This window comes from Oceanobacillus sp. FSL H7-0719, assembly GCF_045040795.1.
GTDB lineage: Bacteria > Bacillota > Bacilli > Bacillales > Amphibacillaceae > Oceanobacillus.
Map to the genome: position 1 here is coordinate 3,801,654 of NZ_CP150301.1, position 19,884 is coordinate 3,821,537.

The window sequence follows — 19,884 nt, forward strand, 5'->3', positions numbered from 1 at the left end:
TGCCATGTCTATCGTGTGCTACAATAAGCTTCGTGTGATGATATTCACACTTTCTGGAAAAAGGATTGGAGAGGTCAAGGATGAAAAAGCTATTATTTATTGTTATAACTTTTGTGACAGCATTAATGATTACAGGTTGTGCGAGTTCAAACGAAGAAAGTGAAACGGAAAGTAAGGAAACAGAAAATAAAACAAGCAGTGAAGCTGTAGAAGAACAGGAATCTGAAAAAAAGGCAATCACTAAGGAAGAAGAAACAACACCAGTTTCACAACAGGCAAAAGATGCAGAAGATATTCAGCTGCAGCTATCAAAAGTAGATGAAGATGCAGGGGTGGTATTGGAAGACAGTCAAGTCTATGGGATGTTGAATGAAGCAATAGCGGCAGATCCCAAATTAGGCGCACCGAACGATGTTACCTTCTTTCCTTACAGATCTTTAGTTGATGAAAATGGAAACAGGTCGCTTCTGTTTCTAATTGTTAATCGATTACCAGACTCGATTACAGATATTTCATTAACGATGACTTATGGAAATAAAGATGGGGCTTATTTGTGGGAGAATCTGAACGTAAACATTCCGGGGGACCAAATTGGTGTTTTAAAACCGAATCATGCGGTTCCTTTTTCTCTTCAGATATCAGAAGAACAGAAAGAAATTTTTGATACGATAAATATGGAAAATGCAGACTTAAGGATTGCAGATTTCCAAATGGAAATTGTCGAGTAAGTGCATTTTAATTTAAAATAATAAAGAGTCAGAGCCTTTCTTGAGATGGTGCTCTGGCTCTTTATTATTGTAAAAACAACATATTAATATTAAATGGAAATTCCATCTGCTCATAATTTCCTTCCATTTGAAGAAAATAGAATGGGAGGTGTTTTAGATGAGCAAGAAAAAATTAAGCAGTGGTGGTTTCAGTGATGAGCAGGCTGTGAGAAAAAGACTTTCTAAAGAGTATGACCACGAATTTGCTAATGAACCGCTGACAGCAAATGAGAAGTTTAACAATAAAAGAACAAAAAAACGTCAATAAGCTTAAAATTTAATGGCTGAGCAGGTAGTGGAGAGGAGGAGGCAGTACTTCTCCTCCTCCTGCTTAATATTAATCAGGATACACTGAAAACATTCTAAGCTCCCTCACAACACGGGAAATGGGTAAGCCGACTACGTTGTAGTAATCTCCTCTAATTTCCTTAACAAACATCGCTCCAAGACTTTGAATGCCATAACCGCCCGCTTTGTCATATGGTTCATTTGTTGATACATACCATTCCAATTCCTCGTCTGTCAGCGGCCAAAATACAACTTGTGTACTTTCTGCAAAAACGATTTCTTTCTGTAAGGAACGGATCATAACTCCAGTAACAACCTCATGTACCTCACCGCTTAGCGCTGAAAGCATCTGGTAAGCATCTACTTTATGAGGAGGCTTTTCGAAAATTCTTTGTTTATAAGAAACTACTGTATCTGCGGATAAAATCACCTCTTGCTCAGAATGAAGCACGATATTTTCCGCCTTTATTGTGGCTAATTGTTTTACTTTTTCAATTGGATCATGGACTGTTACTTGCGATTCGTCCACATCAGGAATTCGAATGGAAAAAGCAATACCTGCCTGTTTCAGCAGTGCTTGTCTTCTTGGTGATGATGAGGCTAGAATTAGATTATTTGCCACCTGTATTCCTCCTGAGCTATCGCTTTACTTTCTCACTAAATGTAGCATTTTTTCCATCTCTTGTGTCGACTTTAAAGAAAAATAATCTGTAAAAGGGCATCCATATTGTGCTGTTCTTTCAATAACATTACTTATAGTAAATTGTCCAGGATGTAATCCTTCTTTGATCTCTTCCCAAAATAAAGGAGCGGCTGCAGTTCCTTCTTTGGTCATTCGTGGTGAATATGGAGCAATAATTGTTTTGTCTTTTCCATGCTGCACATAATCAATGTACAATCTTCCATTACGCTTCATTTTCATTCTTTCCGTTGAAAAATTGTCTGGATACGTATTTTCAATGGTGTGTGAAAGGCTCCCTATCGCTCTTTCTTAATTATAGTATAAAAACTACAAGCAGTTTATGGCAGGTTGAATTCATTATAAAGCGCAATATCAGTGCTGGAAATGGTATAATTATAGAACAATAGTATAAAAGGGTAACTCAAGGGTGACGGCATCATTCCCGAAGGGGGGTGGTGCTAATGACAATTGCAGAAGGATTAATGCTGATGATCAGTTTCGGAGCGTTAATAGTTGCGATTATGTCAGATAAAAACCATAAATAAAATCCACCCTTGAGTTCGCGGCTCATTAATAGGGTGGAATATCTCTAATCGTGCCAGTCTCCCTTGAAGGGAACCCAGCTATTGTATAGACTGAAGATGGTCACACATCTTCAGTCATTTTTAATTTATTCTAAATCTAATACAAGTATACCCTTTTTTAGCGAAAAAGAAAACATGTTGTTTAGCTTTATTGAATATTCTCATGCTATTATTGTTCAGAAACTCAAGCCAAAACCAAAAACATCAAAACGAAAAACCACCACAAGCAAGAAGAAAGTCGCTGCGTAATAAAATATTACACGGCTTATATCCAACTGCTAAGCTGGAGAAATAAGCATTCAAAACATAGCACAGCTAAATCCCAAAGCAGCGGACTTGGCTGTTTTTATTTTTATCCATTCTCCCTCATCACCTGGAAATTTGCAATTCAATACTTCTCACTTTGTTCTGAGTTATAGTTACCGGAAGTTTCTGTCCATGCTGAGGCAGCAATTAATTTCAGGGTGTAAAAGCTGGGTTATTAAGACAGGGAAGATTTATGTATTTTTTTCCAAAAACAGTTATTTTGTCTGATTGTTTACATTATTTTAAAATGGTAGTCTATTGGGGAAGACAGGTTATTATAAAGGAGGAATAGAATGAGTAATCGAAAAAAGTTGTGGTTTGAAGATGCTGAGCGTAAACTTGACCCTGGCTTAGTGGAACAATTACGAAATTCTAGAAAAGTAAACCTGAATGTAACCGACGACAACAAGATCCCCATTATCGTTTATCTGAAAAGAAATTGTAATCAGGAAAACAAAGACGACCTCCTAAAGACATGTAATGTTGACCCTCAGAACAAACTCAGCAAGGAACTTCACAGCATAAATGGCATGAGAGGCCATTTAACACCTGATAAAATAAAACAAATCAAAGACCACGAAGCGATTGACCGAATTTTTTACGACCGGGTAGTCACATCCTATCTGGATATCGCCTGTGAGCAAACAGGAGCTGTCCGTGTACGTGAGGAGCTTGGTTTAACCGGAAAAGGAGTTACTATTGCTGTACTTGATACAGGCATCCACCCACATGACGACTTGATTCAACCAACAAATCGAATTGCAGCTTTCCACGATTTTGTTGGCGGGGAAAGCGAACCATACGATGATAATGGGCATGGAACACATTGTGCAGGTAATGCAGCTGGTAATGGGAATCTCTCTGATGGGAAGTATGGGGGACCAGCGCCAGAGGCCTCCATTATTGGTTTAAAGGTTTTAGATGGACAAGGCAGCGGCAGACTTTCCACGATTATTGAAGGTCTGGAATGGTGTATCGATCATAAAGAAGAACATCACATTCAGATTATCTCGCTTTCGCTTGGTGCCCCTGCTTATGAGTCTTTCAGGGATGATCCATTATCACTAGCAAGCCAGGTAGCATGGCATCATGGGATTGTTGTATGTGCAGCTGCTGGAAATAGCGGGCCTGATCAGGCAACAATCAGTACCCCGGCAATTGATCCATTCATTATAACGGTTGGGTCTACTGACGACCTGAATACCTTGGATCGCGGGGATGATCATATAGCCGATTACTCCAGCAGGGGACCTACGATTGATTCGTTTATTAAACCTGATGTTTATGCACCAGGAACCAATATTATTTCGTTGCTGTCTCCAGGTTCGGGCATCGAATCTGAACTGCCAGAAATGATTGTTGATGATCATTATATTCAATTGTCTGGTACTTCTATGGCAACACCAATTTGCGCGGGGATTATTGCCTTGCTGCTCGAAGCTAATCCGAGCCTCAGCCCAAATGACGTGAAAAGCATACTCAAGGCAACTGCTCACCCGGTACTTGATGATACTTGGGGATATATTGAAGCAGGAAGTGCTGTTGAAATGGCAAAAAATTATTATATTCAACCGCCAACGGAAGCGGTTCAAGAAAGCTAAGTTTTAGCAAAGGGACTTGGAAATAACGATATGAATATGGATTAAACCCCAACAAAACCGCTAACCAGCTCCGGAAATAGATTCGATTTCCATATGGGGCTGAAGCTGCTCCTATTGTGATTTGTTGGGGTTTTACCATATATTCGTTTATGTCCGAGTCCCTCTTGCTTTTACAGGAAGCATGTTCATCAGCAGAATCTGTGTGCTTCGGTTTTGTGAAAGATAACCTTGTCCGATATTTGAAGGTGAAGCTAGCCGGAAAGAGAAAAATTAAGAAAGAAGAGGCAGCAGCGACTTGTTTGCCAATCTAAAAATGCAGGGAAGAAAAAAATGATTTGCAATCGTTTTTTTCTGACATTATGTAGCCGTCCCCTGGAGATAAGAAGGGAACGGGACTTGCGAAAGGATCAAAAATGAAATGGATCACTCGATAATCATATAAGATTTGTATCCTACTCCCCCTAAAAGAATTTTTTTATTTTATATACGTGCTTCAAGAAGTTTCTTTATTCGTATGCTCTACTGCATGTTCTTCTTTTAGTCTGTCTGTAAATTCCCAAAAACCGTACGTGTTATCGTAATCGTACTTTCTAACTACTTCAATCACTTTGATTTTTAGTTCCTGATATAGATCAGATTGTTCTTGAAGAGAAGTTTGCCTCAGTGATGCTCTGATTTTTGGTTCGAATAAATTAAGAACAGTCTCCAATGATTCATTATCATCATGGCTCTGCACTTTTTTGGTCAAGTCGATAATCTTGCTCATGAAATGTCCCTCCTTAATTTACTGATCGAATCCGTGAGGTCTTTTGAATTTTTCTCTATTCGTTCCATTCTAACTTCATAACGTATTAACAGGATTAAGGTCACTACTAACGGGAAACCAAAGTTTTCCAGTAACGGCATCAGAGTGGCAAGGGCAGTGATTTCATTCATGTTTTCCCTCCTCTGTTAATAATTGTTTTCTTAGCTTTCTTAAGGCTTTGTTTCTTGTCTTTGAAATGGTTTGCTGGGAGACACCTTCTTTAGCAGCAATTTCTGTATCTGTCATATTGAAAAGATAAGATGCATTTAAAATATATTTCTGCCTAGGTGTGAGGGAAAGAATAGCTTGATAAAGAGTTGGATTTTCAATATGGTACTCCAAACATTGGCTATTTTTCAATGCGGCTTCATCAACTGAAGAAGTGTGTTCATTTGTAATAACATCTAAGATAGATGTTCCTCCGTCTTTGTGGATTGGCTGGTCCAAAATCAGTAATTGCTTTTTCCTGTACAAGTTGAATTTCTGATCATAGCGAATGGCATGCCTTCTCAGTTCATTGGATAATTGACTGATTAATCTTAGCTCAGCAACATGTTCCCTGAATGCTTGATCTAAAGCCTGCTTCGTTTCTGACGTAGAACAGCGGATGGACTGATCCAGAAGATAGCGATTCTCTCTCTTAAGCAAAAAGGTTCGCATCAAATGGTTGCGGAATAACAGTTCATTTTCAGCGACAAATTGCTTAGCACATTCGTATTCTTCTTGTTCCTTGTCAGAAATTAAACTTTCTTCCATCCTAATTTCCTCCCTTCTATCTATAAAGGCAAATTTTAGAAATATAATACAACCTGTGATGCTTCCACTTTGTTATATTATAATAAGTATTTGGAATAATTGCTATATATTCTAAAATTACATTTTTTTGGCGAAAAGAGGTATTATTCAGGACTTTTAAGCGTTGTTAAGAAAAACACGGGAGGATATAACTGAATAATAGATAGGTACTTAGTAAGTTCTTTTTTATTAAGCAATGTATTTATCGGGCTGTAAGGTATAAAGTCCTGACTATATAGAACTAGAAAAGTTTACAATTGGCAACAGTAAGAATTGCAGACGTAGCGAAATTATGAAAGGATAATTTTAAAAATTGCTGGATATCGTATGCAGTAGAATATTTTAGCACTCCAGCTAGAAAGAGAAAGTCTATTTTCACACCTGGAAATAAATTTAGGTTGACTTGATAAAGCAATTTGATTATGATTGTAAAATACGGTCTTGCATAAAAGCTTTAAAGCGCTAAAGTGCAAGTGGAGGATTACTTTACAATCAGCTATAGATATTCACTTGAAAAGAGAAAGAAAAGAGCTGATGTTTAAGATATTGCGGGGGATAAAATGAAGAAAAGACTTACCTTCGGGAAAGCGTTCATTCCTTTACTCGGTTTGATTGCTGCTGCAGCCTGTTCTATTTTTATATGGGATGCAGGAATGGTTTTCCCATTAATTATTGGAGTAATTCTGGCATCCATTGTTGCAGTTAACTGTGGCTGGGAATGGAATGATGTTCAGAAAATGATGGTAAATGGAGTAAGCAGAGCGTTACCAGCTGTGTTTATTTTATTAGCAATAGGAATGATTATTGGTTCCTGGATAGCGAGTGGTGCTATTCCGACAATGATTTATTATGGAATGCTGATTATTGATCCAGCATGGTTTGTGCCAATCGCAGCACTTGTTACGGGAATTGTTTCAATAACTTTAGGAACTTCCTTTACATCAATTGCAACAGTTGGAATTGCTTTTATTGCAATTGGTGAAGGTTTGGGTTTCTCGCCAGCACTGGTTGCCGGTGCCATCATATCAGGTGCTTATTTAGGGGATAAGCTGTCGCCTTTATCAGATACAACGAATGTTGCTGCTGCAATGGTAGAGACAGATTTATTTAGCCATGTAAAGCATATGCTGTGGGACACCATTCCAGCGTTTGTAATTTCGCTTATATTATATTGGGTATTAGGCAGTTCTGCAGTTACTCATACAGAACTGAATACAGATGCAATCGATGCAATTATGTCAGGTTTGAATGATGCTTTTGTCATATCACCCCTGCTGCTGTTATTGCCGATCTTTACTATTATACTGATGTTAAAGCGTATACCAGCACTGCCGGCATTAATCGGTGTCAGCTTATTAGCTGCTGTAATTGCAGTTGTTGTTCAAGGTACGACTGTAAGTGAGATTGTACAGTTTATGACGAATGGGTATGTCATTGATACGGGAGTGGATACTGTAGATTCCTTGCTTAATCGCGGCGGGTTTGCCTCGATGCTTGCTACAGTTGGAATGCTGATTATAGCTACTGCTTTTGGAGGAATTTTAGAAGAAACAGGCTCATTTGAGATATTAACAAGCAAGATGTTGGAGAAGGTTAAGACAGCTGGCACACTTATTGCTTCCACGCTCTTAACGACGTTTGTTGTTGCTTTAGCCAGTGGTGCACAATTCTTAGCTGTCATTTTACCTGCAAGAACTTTTGTTCAAAAATATAAAGATATGAATATTGATACGAAAAACTTATCCAGAACAGTTGAGTCGATGGGAACGGTGGGGATTAATCTTATACCGTGGAGTGTTCCCGCTGTGTTTGCTTCAGGTATTTTTGGAATAAGTGCATGGGAATATATACCGTACGCATTCTTTATTTATCTTGTTCCATTAATAAATCTGCTATTTGGTTTTACGGGATGGACGATTGTGAGAAAGGATTACAGTCAAGAAAAAGAATAGAGCGATAGGAAAGGGAAGTTTTATTGTGAGTGAAGTAATATTACATGTTTTAGGCACCGCGCAGGATGGCGGTTTGCCGCATCCGAATTGTTTTTGTGAAAATTGTAAAAGAGCTTGGCGGGATCCGGCGTTTAAACGGACAGCTGCTTCACTTGCTCTCTATTTACCAGAGGAAAGTGAGTGGCATTTAATTGAAGCAACACCTGACATGCGTGAACAATTAGCACAATTTCAAATGAAATACGGGCTCGAGTCACAGCTGATGAGCAGTATCTTTCTGACACATGCACATATTGGACATTATCCAGGCTTGATGTTTTTAGGTAAAGAAGCAATTAATTCTAAAAAGCTGCCAGTGATGGCTGGAGCAAAAATGAAGCAGCTGCTTGAACAAGATGCACCTTGGAGCCAATTAACTGCGTTTAATAATATAGATGTCCGTGAAATTAAAGATAGACAAGCTGTCCAACTTTCTTCAGGAGTAACCGTTATGCCAGTACTTGTTCCGCATCGCAATGAGTTTTCGGAGACCTTTGCTTATTGGATAAAAGGACCAGTAAAGAAAGCTTTGTTTATTCCTGATATTGACAGGTGGGAAGAGTGGGATACTGATATTTATGAAGCTGTGCAAGAGGCAGATATCTGTTTTCTTGATGGGACCTTCTATTCTCCACAGGATTTAGCACATATTAATCGGGATTTAAAACAAATTCCACATCCGCTCATGACGGAAACAATGGATCTGCTGCAAGATTTAGTTGAAGAAACGGAAATATATTTTATCCATCTGAATCATTCAAATCCAGTCTTAAATAAAGATGGGGAATTAAGAAAAGCAATTGAAGAGAAGGGTTTCTTTATTGCTGATGAAGCGATGGAATTTATATTATAGGTTAAATAAAATTATTCCGCTTGATTTTAAAACAAAATCAAGCGGAATTTTATTTTTTCTCCAGTTTTGGATGAGAAAGAGGGAAATGAAAAGCTGTCAGCGCCCTTTCAAACAGAACGAAGTTTAGTCAGCATCAGAACTTTAATCCATTTCTAATGCACAGCGGTTCAGTGGATCCATTCAAAATTAGACTGACTAGGTATATAAATATAACTAAACCTAGTTGACAACTAGGAATAATCAAGTTAGAATAGTTTTAATAATTTTATATGAAACTCTTATTCAGAGAGGTGGAGGGATCTGGCCCGGTGAAGCCTCGGCAACCATTGGTGTTTCTTTAAAAGGTGCCACATCCAGCAGGCAAATTGTCTGAAAAATAAGGGGCGTATCTTAGGATAATAGCTAAGTAATGACCTCTTGAAAAAGGGCTTTTTTTATGGCTGAAAATGAGATAGGGCCATAAAAGCTAAGTATGCATATAGATATGGAGGGGATAAGATGAGTGAGGTACGAGAAAGTGCACAAGTATCAGCTGTTTTTTCAGAAATTGAGGACAGTTTTGAACAAATGAGAAACTGGAGAAGATATATGCACGAACACCCAGAGCTTTCATTTGAAGAAGTACATACAGCAAAATATATTGAAGAAAAGCTGCAATCATTCGGTCTTGAAGTGACGACAGGAATTGGCGGCAATGGCCTGATAGGCATCTTAAAAGGCGAAAAGCCAGGAAAGACTATTGCACTAAGGGCAGATTTTGATGCTTTACCGATTGAAGATGAAAAAGATGTCCCATATAAATCAAAGAATCCTGGTGTAATGCATGCTTGCGGACATGATGGGCATACTTCAGCATTGCTTGGAACAGCTTCCGTGCTGAGCAGATACCGCGAAACAATCAATGGTACAGTAAAATTTGTCTTCCAGCCAGCTGAGGAGAAACCGCCTGGCGGAGCGAAGTTTATGATTGAAGAGGGCATTCTTGATGATGTTGATTATGTCTTTGGTGCACATTTAGCATCAGAAATTCCGCTGGGACAAATCGGAGTTGGTGCAGGCTATCAAATGGCTGCGGTTGATAAATTTGAGATTCATATAAAAGGCCGCGGCGGGCATGGAGCAAGACCACATGAAAGTGTGGATTCCCTTGTCGTCGGTACAAGTGTAGTAGAGGGGCTGCAGAAGATTGTAAGCCGCCATGTTGATCCTCTGAAAGCAGCAGTTGTAACTATCGGAGTTTTTCAGGCTGGTAATGCATTTAATGTTATTCCTGATACAGCGAGAATTGAAGGCACGGTCCGCACATTTGATGGGGATGTGCGTAATCAGGTGCAGAAGAATATCAACTCGATTGTTGAAGGGATTACAGGAGCATTTCATGCAGACTATGAAATCGATTATTTACGCGGCTATCCTGCCTTGTATAATCATGAAAAAGAAACAGAAACAGTAAAAGAGGTTCTATCTGATGCTTTTTCAGAAAAGAATATTATTCCGCTTCTGCCAACAATGGGAGCAGAGGACTTTTCTTATTTCTTGGAGAATAAGCCAGGAACTTATTTTAGAGTAGGTTCACAAAATGATGACGCGGCAACACATTATCCGCATCATCATCCCAAATTCGATTTTGATGAAAGAGCATTAGTAAATATTAGTAAATCATTCGTCAAGATAGTTTCCTATTATCTTTTCGATTAGAACGCATAGAGAGGGATTTTTTCATGAAAAGAAGTTACCTGCTTATTATTGCATTATTATTTATGTTCGTTTTAATCGGCTGTTCCAGTGCAGGGGAGAATAATGCAGACGGTACAAATAGTAATACAGCCAGTCCGGAAGCAGGAGAACCTGTAGAGGGCGGCACATTAAATGTTGCATATGGTGCTGATCCGGATACATTGGATTGGATGTCTACTGGAGCATCACCAACAAGAGATGTAGCTTGGCATATCTTTGAAAACGTATTTGCTTTGGATAAAGATTATCAAGTAAAGCCGATGGTTGCTGAGGATTATGAGGTTAGTGATGATCAATTGGTTTATACGATTAAAATCCGGGAAGGTGTTAACTTTCATGACGGCACAACCGTTACAGCTGAGGATGTGATTGCCTCAATAGAACGCTGGAGGAAGGTATCTTCTGTTGGAACGATTGCAAGTGAATATATCGAATCCATTAAAGAGATTGATGCGTTGACAGTCGAAATCACTTTAAATCAAGTATATAGCGCTCTTATGTCTGATATGGCAGCACCGAAGTCGGCATTGATGGTCATTCCCAAAGAGGTTGCAGAGGCTGCTGGTGAGCAGCTGCTGACAGCGGAACAGTTAATTGGAACGGGACCATACCAATTTGAAGATTGGTCGCGCGGCAATGAAATCGTGCTGACACGCTTTGATGATTACACTGCACGTGAAGAGGAAGACTGGGGCGGTCTAACCGGAAAAAAGACAGCTTATTTAGACGAGATTAAGTTCCAGATTGTGAAGGACCCACAAGTCATGATTAATGGTCTTAAAACCGGAATCTATGATTATGCACAATCCATTCCAGCGGATTTATATGAAGTAATTGAAACGGAGCCGGAAATTGATCCTGTAACGTATATAAATGGCTATTCGGTTACAACGCCAGACAAGTCAGAAGCACCATTTGATGATTTAAAGGTCCGTCAAGCTTTGAATTATGCATTGGATAATGAAGTGATTGCACAATCCACTTATGGGAATACAGAGTTTTATAATATGGATGGTGCCTTGTTTGACCCCGAACAGACAGAACTATATAGCCCGGAAGGAACAGATGACTATTTAGCACATGATACAGAGAAGGCAAAAGAACTCCTGGAAGCATCTGATTATGATGGAGAGCCTGTCAAGATTATGTTCTCCAATGATACAGAAACATATAAACGTATATCACAAGTGATGAAGCAGCAAATGGAAGAAGTTGGTTTCAACGTAGAATTGGTGTCTTATGAATGGGCAACATACCTAGAAAAATGGCAGGACCCTGCGAACTGGGATTTAGTTGTTGTTGGCTGGTCTACTCGTTTTTCACCGAATGAATTAGGCATGCTGATTCAGGATACACCAAGCAGCGGCTGGTTTAACAGCGAGCGCTGGGATGAACTGCTTGATGCATGGGGTGTAGCATCATCCTCTGAGGAAAGAACAGACATTCTTACAGAGATGAACCAAACGGTCAACGATGAAATTCCATTTATTAAGATTGCGAATGAAACAAAATTAGATAGTAAGAGTGAAAAAATACCAGTTTATGATAATTGGGTTGGTCAACGCTTCTGGAATACATGGAAGAGTGAATAATTTTTCTGTAGGGAAGTCTTGTCAGGTTTGTAAATGACGTGACTTCTCTTTCTTATTTTGAATTAGAGGAGGGAGTACGTTGCTGCAGTACACGATACGCAGATTGATTTCCATCATTCCAGTGCTCTTGATTGTCAGTATCATCGTCTTTTTAATTGTTCATTTAACACCTGGTAACCCTGCATATCTGATTCTGGGGGAAGACAGTTCACCAGAAGCGATTGCACAGCTGGAAGCACAATTGGGGCTGGATAAATCGGTTTTTGTTCAGTTTGCCGATTGGTTTAAAAATGTGCTTGTCGGTGACCTCGGTCAGTCGGTCTATTCTTCACAGCCGGTGACAGAAGTGATTTTCGAACGAGTCGGTCCAACGTTCAGCTTGATGGTGATATCAATGGCATTCACATTAATCATTGCAATTCCAACTGCTATTTTCATAGTTTGGCGCCGTAATACAATCTTGAATCCAATGTTTACTTCTGTATCTCTTTTTGGCGCATCTATCCCCGAGTTTTGGTTTGCCATGTTGCTTGTGCTCGCATTTGGTGTGGCGATACCTATCTTTCCTGTCGCTGGATATGCTCCATTTGCGACAGGGATAGGCAACTGGCTTTATCATTTAATTCTGCCTGCATTTGTACTTGCCGCAGTTGAGATTGGCTTGATTGCGAGAATGCTGCGGGATGGCATGCTTGATTCAGTGAACCAGGATTATACAAAAACAGCTCGGGCAAAAGGGGTAAAAGAAAGCATTGTTTTGATGAAACACGTTTTTTCCAATGCACTGATTCCTACGACTACCGTAATTGGTGTAACGATTGCTGGTTTGCTTGGCGGAACTGTTATTATCGAAACGATTTTCACGATACCTGGTATTGGCCAGCTTTTAATTGACTCGATTCATCGCCGGGACTATCCAGTGATTCAGGGGGTAGTGCTCTTTATCGCTGTTATCTATGTAATTATCAATCTAGTCATTGATTTGCTGTATGCATTGTTGGATCCGAGGATCCGCTACGATTGATTGGTTAATCGGATGTTCAAAACTTTGAAAAAGGGGATTTCCGTATGTTTAAGAAAAAACGAAATCTAGTTGCGGCGGGGATTCTCGTTCTGCTTGCGATTGCAACACTCACTGCATCGTGGTGGCTGCCTGTCTCGCCTTCCATCATTGATTCGACCCAGCGGCTGCTTGCTCCATCTGGTGACCATTGGTTTGGTACAGATCATTTTGGCAGGGATATTTTTGGCCAAACCGTAGTCGCAGCACGTGTATCCCTGATTGTTGGTTTTACGGTGGCAATAATTGCGACTGTATTAGGAACAATTACTGGCTTAATCGCTGGCTATTATAAAAAAGCTGACTTTATTATTATGCGGATTATCGACGGCATGCTGGCCTTCCCATCATTGCTTTTAGCCCTGGCATTAGTTGCAGCACTTGGCGGAAATATGACGAACATTATTATTGCGCTATCCTTCTCCTTCTGGCCAGTAATGACACGGATTGTGCGCTCAGCTGTCTTGCAGATTAACACTTTGCAATATGTCGAGGCCGCAAAAACGTCTGGTGTAAGTGATCCGATTATTTTAGCACGGTATATTTTGCCGAATGTGCTTTCACCAATTATTGTGCAAGGAACGTTTATTTTTGCAAAGGCAATTTTGGCTGAAGCTGCATTAAGCTTTTTAGGTGTAGGTGTAGAACCATCCACCCCAACATGGGGGAATATGCTCCAGGAAGCACAAATATATATATCGATTGCACCTTGGTTCTCGATATTCCCTGGACTTGCGATTGTGATTACCGTGCTTGCCTTAAATCTGCTTGGTGAAGGATTGCGTGATGCCTTTGATCCCCATGCAAAAGGCAAGATGAAAAAGAAAAAGTCTCGTTTCGGCAAAACGGTAAATGCCGCATAAGGTGAAACATCAATCTGTGGGAGTTTTGTATTTCTCCCACTTAACCTGCGATAAATTTTAAAAAAGGAGGAAGCAGACCGTGCTTGAAGTACAAAACTTAAAGACCCAGATTGACACCAATGATGGAATTGTAAAAGCGGTGGATGGTGTGTCATTTACCATTGAAGCTGGTCAAACGCTTGGAATTGTTGGAGAGTCTGGCAGCGGAAAAAGTGTGCTTGCTCATTCAATCATGCAATTGAATCCAAAGCCGCCAGCCTTCTATCCAGAAGGAAAAATCATGTTTGAGGGAAAAAATCTCCTTGAGCTCTCGGAAAAAAACTTGCGGAAGATCCGCGGCAGTGAGATTGCAATGATTTTTCAGGACCCGATGTCCAGTTTAAATCCTGTTTTTAAAATCGGCGCACAGCTGATTGAGGCAATTGTAACGAATGAAAAAATGTCAAAAAAACAAGCAAAAGCCCGGGCCATAGAGCTGTTGAAGGATGTGGGAATACCTGATGCGGAACGGAGATTGGAGGATTATCCCCATCAGTTTTCAGGCGGTATGCGGCAGCGTGTTCTGATTGCGATTGCTCTCGCAGGAAATCCGAAGCTGCTGATTGCTGATGAGCCAACAACTGCGCTGGATGTAACGATTCAGGCACAAATCCTGGAGCTGTTGCGCAAGGTCCAAGAGAAGTATGGAATGGCAATTATCCTGATCAGCCATGATTTAGGTGTCATCTCGCAAATGGCAGACAATGTGTTAGTCATGTATTCAGGGAGAATTGTTGAAGAAGGCTCTGTCAATGATATTTTTTACCGTACATCCATGCCGTATACATGGTCCTTGCTCCGTTCCTTGCCGCGTCTGGACGGTGAGAAGCATGAACGACTCATTAATATTGAAGGTCAGCCGCCAAGCTTAATCTCTCCGCCACAGGGCTGTAATTTTCATCCGCGCTGTCCATTTGCGACAGAGATGTGTTTGAAGATTGACCCTGCACTGACCGAACGAGGGGAAGGCCATCGTGTCGCCTGTATTTTATCGGAACAGGAATTTGCGGAGAAAAAGGCGCAGATTAAAGCTGTTGAAAGGGAAGGAGTGCTTTAAAAAATGGCAGAAGCTCTGCTTGAAATTCGTGATGTACACATGCATTTTCCAATAAAAAGCGGTGTGCTCCAAAGAACAAAAAATGAGGTTAAAGCTGTGAATGGTGTGAATCTGACAGTGAACAAAGGGGAGACCATCGGAATTGTCGGTGAGTCAGGCTGCGGTAAGAGCACCCTTGCCCGCACGCTTGTTGGGCTGTTAACACCAACGTCAGGCGATATTTTATTTGAAGGTGAAAGCATCCTTGATTTTGATCGCAAACAAATGCACGAGCTGCGCAGAGATATTCAGATGGTGTTCCAGGATCCATATACAAGTTTGAATCCGCGGATGAAGGTAGGCGATATCATTGCTGCACCATTAAAAGCATATCGGATGACAGATAATCTGGAAGGCCGTGTAAGGGAATTGATGGATCTTGTTGGTTTAAAAGCAGAGGATTATGAAAAACTCCCACATCAATTTTCAGGCGGACAAAGACAGCGAATCGGAATCGCCCGTGCACTCGCATTAAACCCAAAGTTAATCATTCTAGACGAGCCTGTAAGTGCGCTTGATGTTTCAATTCAGGCGCAGGTCATTAATTTACTTGAAGACTTACAAAAAGAACTCGATTTAACCTATGTCATTATTGCCCATGATTTATCTGTTATTAAGCATATTGCGGATAAGGTTGCCGTTATGTACTTAGGGAAAATAATGGAAGTATCAGACAGTGAGACTTTCTATAAAAATGCACGTCATCCATATACAAATGCACTTTTATCAGCAGTTCCCCTCCCGGATCCTGAAAAAGAGAAGGCAAGACAGCGCATGGTGCTGAGCGGTGAATTGCCGTCACCTGCAAATCCGCCGTCTGGGTGTGTTTTCCATACGAGGTGTCCATTTGCGCAGGAATCGTGTAAGCTGGAAGTGCCCAGCCTGGAAGCAAAGGATAGTAATACAGATCATCTCGTTTCTTGTTTTTATCCATTGAATATGGAACAGCAGGTCCCTGTAGAAAATAGATAAATAGAGGTGTATAAACATGGCAGTTTACAAGATTTCATTAATGGAAGCTTATCAGATAGAAACCTTACACAGCAATAATCTTTCAAATGAACAAATCATTGCCCAGATCAATCAAGGAAATATAGAACCATGGCAAGCACTGCATGAGCATTTTGACTTTGAATTGCTGCTAAACCTGGCGAATGAAGATATGAATAGATTTCAGGAGATTCTTGAGTCTGGCTATCAAGTGAAATTTATGACTTTTAATGGTCTAAAGAATTTATTGCGCATGCGTTTTAAGAAAGAACAGGACAGAGATTATACCGTCCAGGAAAGAGGCATCAACAGACTTGTGTTAACAGAAGCAGAGCTGGCCCAGGTGAAGCAAATGCTTTCAGTAAATTGGCTGCTTACAGAAAAGAAGCAGGATGCTGATGGCTTTGTTGTCGAAATTGAATTGGTGTAATTGGTGCAGCTGGAACGAGATTTGTTCCAGCTTTTGTTTGTGAGAATATGCTTGTCATCGCCCGAACAACTGGGATTGGGCTCAAACTGTAATTGAGACAAGTAAAGAAAATAAGGGAGTCAATTGTTTAACTACGCTTAATCAGATGATAGAGCATAAGTCATAAATGCAGTTAAGTGTATACTGAATTAAATAACTTTGGTAATTTAACTGTGTTCAACTAGTTACTATTAATGAATATATCCAAAAGATGGAAATATTGCTTAAACCGATAATAACGATATAATTACGATAGAAAGGGGGAGAGGAAATGAGAAATAAATGGAGATATGTCTGGTCTTTTATGATTCTATTATTAATTGGCCTGGGCGTCTATAGCAATCTATCAGATGGAGAGATAAACAATGCAGAAAAACAAGTGATTACGATTGCTGATGGCGGCTGGGACAGTATGCAAGTACATAACTTTATTGCTGCGTTCATTATTGAAAATGGCTATGAATACCCTGTCAGCTTTGTAAATGGCTCTTCGATTGCAACCTTTGCTGGACTCCGGACAGGTGAAATCGATGTTTATATGGAACTTTGGTACAACAATATGGAGGAGCCATATTTAGAAGCGTTGGAAGCGGGCGAGATTATTGAGCTTTCAACAAATATGGTAACAGACGATCAAGGTTTTTATGTTCCCTCGTTTGTAATCGAAGGTGACCCGGAAAGTGGAATAGAACCAATGGCACCAGATCTGGAGACAGTCGAAGATTTAAAGAAATACTCGGAGCTGTTTCAAGATCCCGAGGACCCCTCTAAAGGTGTGATCATTGGTGCGCCAAGTGGAACGGTTATCCATGATGTTTTGGAAGAGAAAGTACATACATATGAGCTGGACGAAAGCTTCAATTACTTTACACCTGGATCTGCAGGTGCTGTTACCGCTTCGATTGCGCGGGCATTTAAGAATCACGAGGCATGGGTTGGTTACCAGTGGTCGCCAACATGGGCAATGGCAAAATATGATTTAACACTATTAAAAGAGCCGCCTTATGATGAAGCAACTTTTAATGAGGACTTTGGAACGGCATTCCCTGAAAATCCTGCATATATTGCAACAAATGTGGAACTCCCAGAAAAAGCGCCAATCATTGCGGAATTTCTGAGCAACTATGAAACCTCAAGTAAAATAACTGGTGATATCTTACTGTATATGGAGGAAAATGATAAAACACCTAAGGAAGCAGCTTTATGGTTCTTGAAAAATGAGGAAGCGATATGGTCAGAATGGATGACGGGAGAAATTACTGAAAAAGTGAAAGCTGCGCTGGAAACAATCGATTTGTAAGAGAGAAAGAGGGGGTGGAGTTTACAGATGTTTGATTTTCCTGAAAAACTAAGTTTCCATATTGGAAATTATATAGATAAGATTGTGGATTGGCTGACCGTTCATTGGTCGGGATTCTTTGGTGCGATAAAGTCAGGTCTATTATGGGTGTTTGTTCATTTGAATGAATTTCTTGTCTGGGTTCCCTGGTGGTATGTTATTTTAGTTGTATTTTTGCTTGCCCTGCAGTATAAGTCACTGGGGTCAGGACTGCTTTATAGTGGCTTTTTATTTTTAATTGGCATGTTCGGATTATGGGAGGCAACAATGTATACATTAACGATTGTGATTGCAAGTGTGGTTATTACCACCGTGATTGGAATCCCACTGGGAATTCTAATGGCTTCCAATCAACGTTTTGAAACCCTGATTAAACCATTGCTTGATGCAATGCAGACAATGCCATCTTTTGTATATCTTATACCGGGAATCTTTTTCTTTGGATTGGGGCTTGTACCTGGTGTGCTTGCCACGATTATCTATGCACTGCCGCCGATTATGCGGCTGACGAATTTGGCGATCCGCGGAGTGCCAACTGAAGTGGTCGAAGCCGGGTTATCATTTGGTCCATCTAAATGGCAGCTGCTGAGAAAGGTGCAGATTCCGCAGGCTTTGCCGACAATTATGACTGGAGTAAACCAAACGACAATGATGGCACTTGCAATGGTTGTCGTTGCTTCCATGGTTGGTGTAGAGGGGCTTGGACTCGAAGTGTTGTCCGCATTAAACCGGATTGATGTAGCACAGGGATTTGAAGCGGGAATCAGCATTGTATTTATTGCAATTATTATTGACCGACTGACACTTGCAGTTTCTGAAAATACACAAAGCAGGACAAGAAAGGGGCATCAGTAGAATGGCAGTGAAAATAGAGATAGATCATCTGACTAAAATCTATGGCTCTCATCCTGTAAAACACATGCGCTCCCTTGAAGAAGGTCTGTCCAGAGAAGCATTCCAGCAAAAGACAGGTCATACTGTTGGAATTCGTGATGTTTCTTTTGAAGTGGAGGAAGGAGAAATATTCGTGATTATGGGGCTTTCTGGAAGCGGAAAGTCAACATTAATCCGCTGTCTTAATTTGCTCCATGAACCAACAGCAGGCAGCATTTTAGTAGATGGAGAAGATATTACAGATTATAGCCTACGTGAATTAAAGGAATTTAGACAAAATAAAATTGCGATGGTATTCCAGCATTTCGGGCTGTTCAGTCATCGGACAGCAGCGGAAAATGTCGGTTACGGCTTAGAAATTCGCAAGGTTTCTCCTAAAGAACAAACGAAAATGGTTAAAAAGAGCATCGCGTCTGTCGGGTTAACAGGCTGGGAGGATAAATATCCTGATGAATTAAGCGGCGGGATGCAGCAGCGTGTTGGTCTTGCAAGAGCACTTGCGAATGATCCGGATATTTTATTAATGGATGAGCCGTTTAGTGCCCTTGACCCGCTCATTCGGAGAGAAATGCAGGAGGAATTACTGGACCTGCAGAAACGATTAAAGAAAACAATTATTTTTATTACACATGATATAAACGAGGCATTTAAGCTTGGCAATCGTGTGGCAGTAATGAAAAATGGTGAGATAGAGCAGATTGGTTCGCCTGCAGGTATTTTAAGGAATCCAGCAAATGCTTATATAGAAGCATTTGTGAAAGATGTGGATCGTTCAAAAATGACCCGTGCAGCACATATTATGGTAAAACCGAGTGCTGTCATTCAGCTGGAAGAAGATTTGAAGACAGCGTGTGATAAGATAAAAGCAAATGGACGTTCCAGTCTCTTTGTCGTGAATCAGGAAAAAGCGATACAAGGAATTCTATCCCTTGAAGAGGCGATGCTTGGCTTGGAAGCTGGTAAAGCTTTAAAGCAGGTTATCTGTGATGATTATGAAACAGGTTCACCGGATATGTATATCAGTGATCTGCTTGAACAATCGATAAAAAGCCGTTATCCACTTGCAGTAGTAGAGGGAGAAAAACTTGTCGGGGTGCTGACGAAGGAGAAGGTTCTGGAAAGCTTGGTGTGAG

General features: G+C 40.4%; 21 protein-coding genes and 1 riboswitch. Of the genes, 16 read left to right on the forward strand and 5 right to left on the reverse strand.

What is annotated here, in order from left to right; translation table 11 throughout:
* Window positions 1-80: 80 nt before the first annotated feature.
* The gene (locus NST93_RS19330) at window positions 81-728 is read left to right on the forward strand and encodes a hypothetical protein (RefSeq protein ID WP_405099888.1); all 648 of its coding nucleotides are present in this window, start codon (window positions 81-83) and stop codon (window positions 726-728) included.
* 157 nt (window positions 729-885) lie between these two features.
* A complete protein-coding gene (gene sspO / locus NST93_RS19335) occupies window positions 886-1,035 on the forward strand; it encodes a small acid-soluble spore protein O (RefSeq protein ID WP_405099890.1) in 150 nt (49 codons plus the stop codon).
* A 69-nt stretch (window positions 1,036-1,104) separates the two neighbouring features.
* Here the strand turns inward: sspO and NST93_RS19340 are convergent, their stop codons facing one another.
* Complete coding sequence (locus tag NST93_RS19340) at window positions 1,105-1,677, reverse strand: Maf family protein (RefSeq protein WP_405099892.1); 573 nt, start codon at window positions 1,675-1,677, stop codon at window positions 1,105-1,107.
* A gap of 24 nt (window positions 1,678-1,701) precedes the next feature.
* Window positions 1,702-2,037, reverse strand: a complete 336-nt coding sequence (locus NST93_RS19345) for a hypothetical protein (RefSeq protein WP_405103975.1) — start codon at window positions 2,035-2,037, stop codon at window positions 1,702-1,704.
* A gap of 161 nt (window positions 2,038-2,198) precedes the next feature.
* Between NST93_RS19345 and NST93_RS19350 the strand changes: the two genes are divergently transcribed.
* Both NST93_RS19350 and NST93_RS19355 read left to right on the forward strand, forming a co-directional pair.
* Window positions 2,199-2,282 (forward strand): putative holin-like toxin, encoded by an 84-nt coding sequence (locus NST93_RS19350; protein WP_405103977.1) that lies wholly within the window; start codon window positions 2,199-2,201, stop codon window positions 2,280-2,282.
* A 638-nt stretch (window positions 2,283-2,920) separates the two neighbouring features.
* Window positions 2,921-4,228, forward strand: coding sequence for a S8 family peptidase (locus NST93_RS19355; RefSeq protein WP_405099894.1), 1,308 nt, complete (start codon window positions 2,921-2,923; stop codon window positions 4,226-4,228).
* Between the two features lie 493 nt (window positions 4,229-4,721).
* Here the strand turns inward: NST93_RS19355 and NST93_RS19360 are convergent, their stop codons facing one another.
* From NST93_RS19360 to NST93_RS19370, 3 genes are read right to left on the reverse strand one after another with little or no spacing between them, the layout of a single operon-like run.
* Complete coding sequence (locus NST93_RS19360) at window positions 4,722-4,994, reverse strand: helix-turn-helix domain-containing protein (protein WP_405099896.1); 273 nt, start codon at window positions 4,992-4,994, stop codon at window positions 4,722-4,724.
* The gene (locus tag NST93_RS19365; protein ID WP_405099898.1) at window positions 4,991-5,164 is read right to left on the reverse strand and encodes a YvrJ family protein; all 174 of its coding nucleotides are present in this window, start codon (window positions 5,162-5,164) and stop codon (window positions 4,991-4,993) included. The genes NST93_RS19360 and NST93_RS19365 overlap by 4 nt, the downstream gene beginning before the upstream one ends.
* A complete protein-coding gene (locus NST93_RS19370) occupies window positions 5,157-5,789 on the reverse strand; it encodes a sigma-70 family RNA polymerase sigma factor (RefSeq protein ID WP_405099899.1) in 633 nt (210 codons plus the stop codon). The genes NST93_RS19365 and NST93_RS19370 overlap by 8 nt, the downstream gene beginning before the upstream one ends.
* Window positions 5,790-6,388: 599 nt before the next feature.
* On the opposite strand from NST93_RS19370, the gene nhaC reads away from it, so the two are divergent.
* The 12 genes from nhaC to NST93_RS19430 all read left to right on the forward strand — a co-directional run bounded on the left by nhaC (window position 6,389) and on the right by NST93_RS19430 (window position 19,883).
* Window positions 6,389-7,780, forward strand: a complete 1,392-nt coding sequence (gene nhaC, locus NST93_RS19375; protein WP_405099901.1) for a Na+/H+ antiporter NhaC — start codon at window positions 6,389-6,391, stop codon at window positions 7,778-7,780.
* A gap of 25 nt (window positions 7,781-7,805) precedes the next feature.
* A complete protein-coding gene (locus NST93_RS19380; protein WP_405099903.1) occupies window positions 7,806-8,672 on the forward strand; it encodes an MBL fold metallo-hydrolase in 867 nt (288 codons plus the stop codon).
* A 275-nt stretch (window positions 8,673-8,947) separates the two neighbouring features.
* Window positions 8,948-9,055, forward strand: a riboswitch (SAM riboswitch).
* Between the two features lie 115 nt (window positions 9,056-9,170).
* Window positions 9,171-10,370: a M20 family metallopeptidase gene (locus tag NST93_RS19385; RefSeq protein ID WP_405099905.1), complete on the forward strand. Its 1,200-nt coding sequence runs from the start codon at window positions 9,171-9,173 to the stop codon at window positions 10,368-10,370.
* A 23-nt stretch (window positions 10,371-10,393) separates the two neighbouring features.
* Window positions 10,394-12,001, forward strand: a complete 1,608-nt coding sequence (locus NST93_RS19390; protein WP_405099907.1) for an ABC transporter substrate-binding protein — start codon at window positions 10,394-10,396, stop codon at window positions 11,999-12,001.
* A 79-nt stretch (window positions 12,002-12,080) separates the two neighbouring features.
* On the forward strand, window positions 12,081-13,025 hold the full coding sequence (locus tag NST93_RS19395) for an ABC transporter permease (RefSeq protein WP_405099909.1): 945 nt from the start codon (window positions 12,081-12,083) through the stop codon (window positions 13,023-13,025).
* A gap of 44 nt (window positions 13,026-13,069) precedes the next feature.
* Window positions 13,070-13,924, forward strand: coding sequence for an ABC transporter permease (locus NST93_RS19400; RefSeq protein WP_405099911.1), 855 nt, complete (start codon window positions 13,070-13,072; stop codon window positions 13,922-13,924).
* A gap of 79 nt (window positions 13,925-14,003) precedes the next feature.
* Window positions 14,004-15,020: an ABC transporter ATP-binding protein gene (locus NST93_RS19405; protein WP_405099913.1), complete on the forward strand. Its 1,017-nt coding sequence runs from the start codon at window positions 14,004-14,006 to the stop codon at window positions 15,018-15,020.
* Between the two features lie 3 nt (window positions 15,021-15,023).
* Window positions 15,024-16,031, forward strand: coding sequence for an ABC transporter ATP-binding protein (locus NST93_RS19410; protein ID WP_405099915.1), 1,008 nt, complete (start codon window positions 15,024-15,026; stop codon window positions 16,029-16,031).
* Between the two features lie 16 nt (window positions 16,032-16,047).
* Window positions 16,048-16,479 carry a hypothetical protein gene (locus NST93_RS19415; protein WP_405099917.1) on the forward strand — a complete coding sequence of 144 codons (432 nt, stop codon included), beginning with the start codon at window positions 16,048-16,050 and terminating at the stop codon, window positions 16,477-16,479.
* 310 nt (window positions 16,480-16,789) lie between these two features.
* Entirely contained in the window at window positions 16,790-17,818 is a 1,029-nt protein-coding gene (locus NST93_RS19420; protein ID WP_405099919.1) for an ABC transporter substrate-binding protein, read from the forward strand.
* Window positions 17,819-17,845: 27 nt separating this feature from the next.
* A complete protein-coding gene (locus NST93_RS19425; protein ID WP_405099921.1) occupies window positions 17,846-18,712 on the forward strand; it encodes an ABC transporter permease in 867 nt (288 codons plus the stop codon).
* A gap of 1 nt (window position 18,713) precedes the next feature.
* Window positions 18,714-19,883 (forward strand): glycine betaine/L-proline ABC transporter ATP-binding protein, encoded by a 1,170-nt coding sequence (locus NST93_RS19430; protein ID WP_405099923.1) that lies wholly within the window; start codon window positions 18,714-18,716, stop codon window positions 19,881-19,883.
* Window position 19,884: the final 1 nt, after the last annotated feature.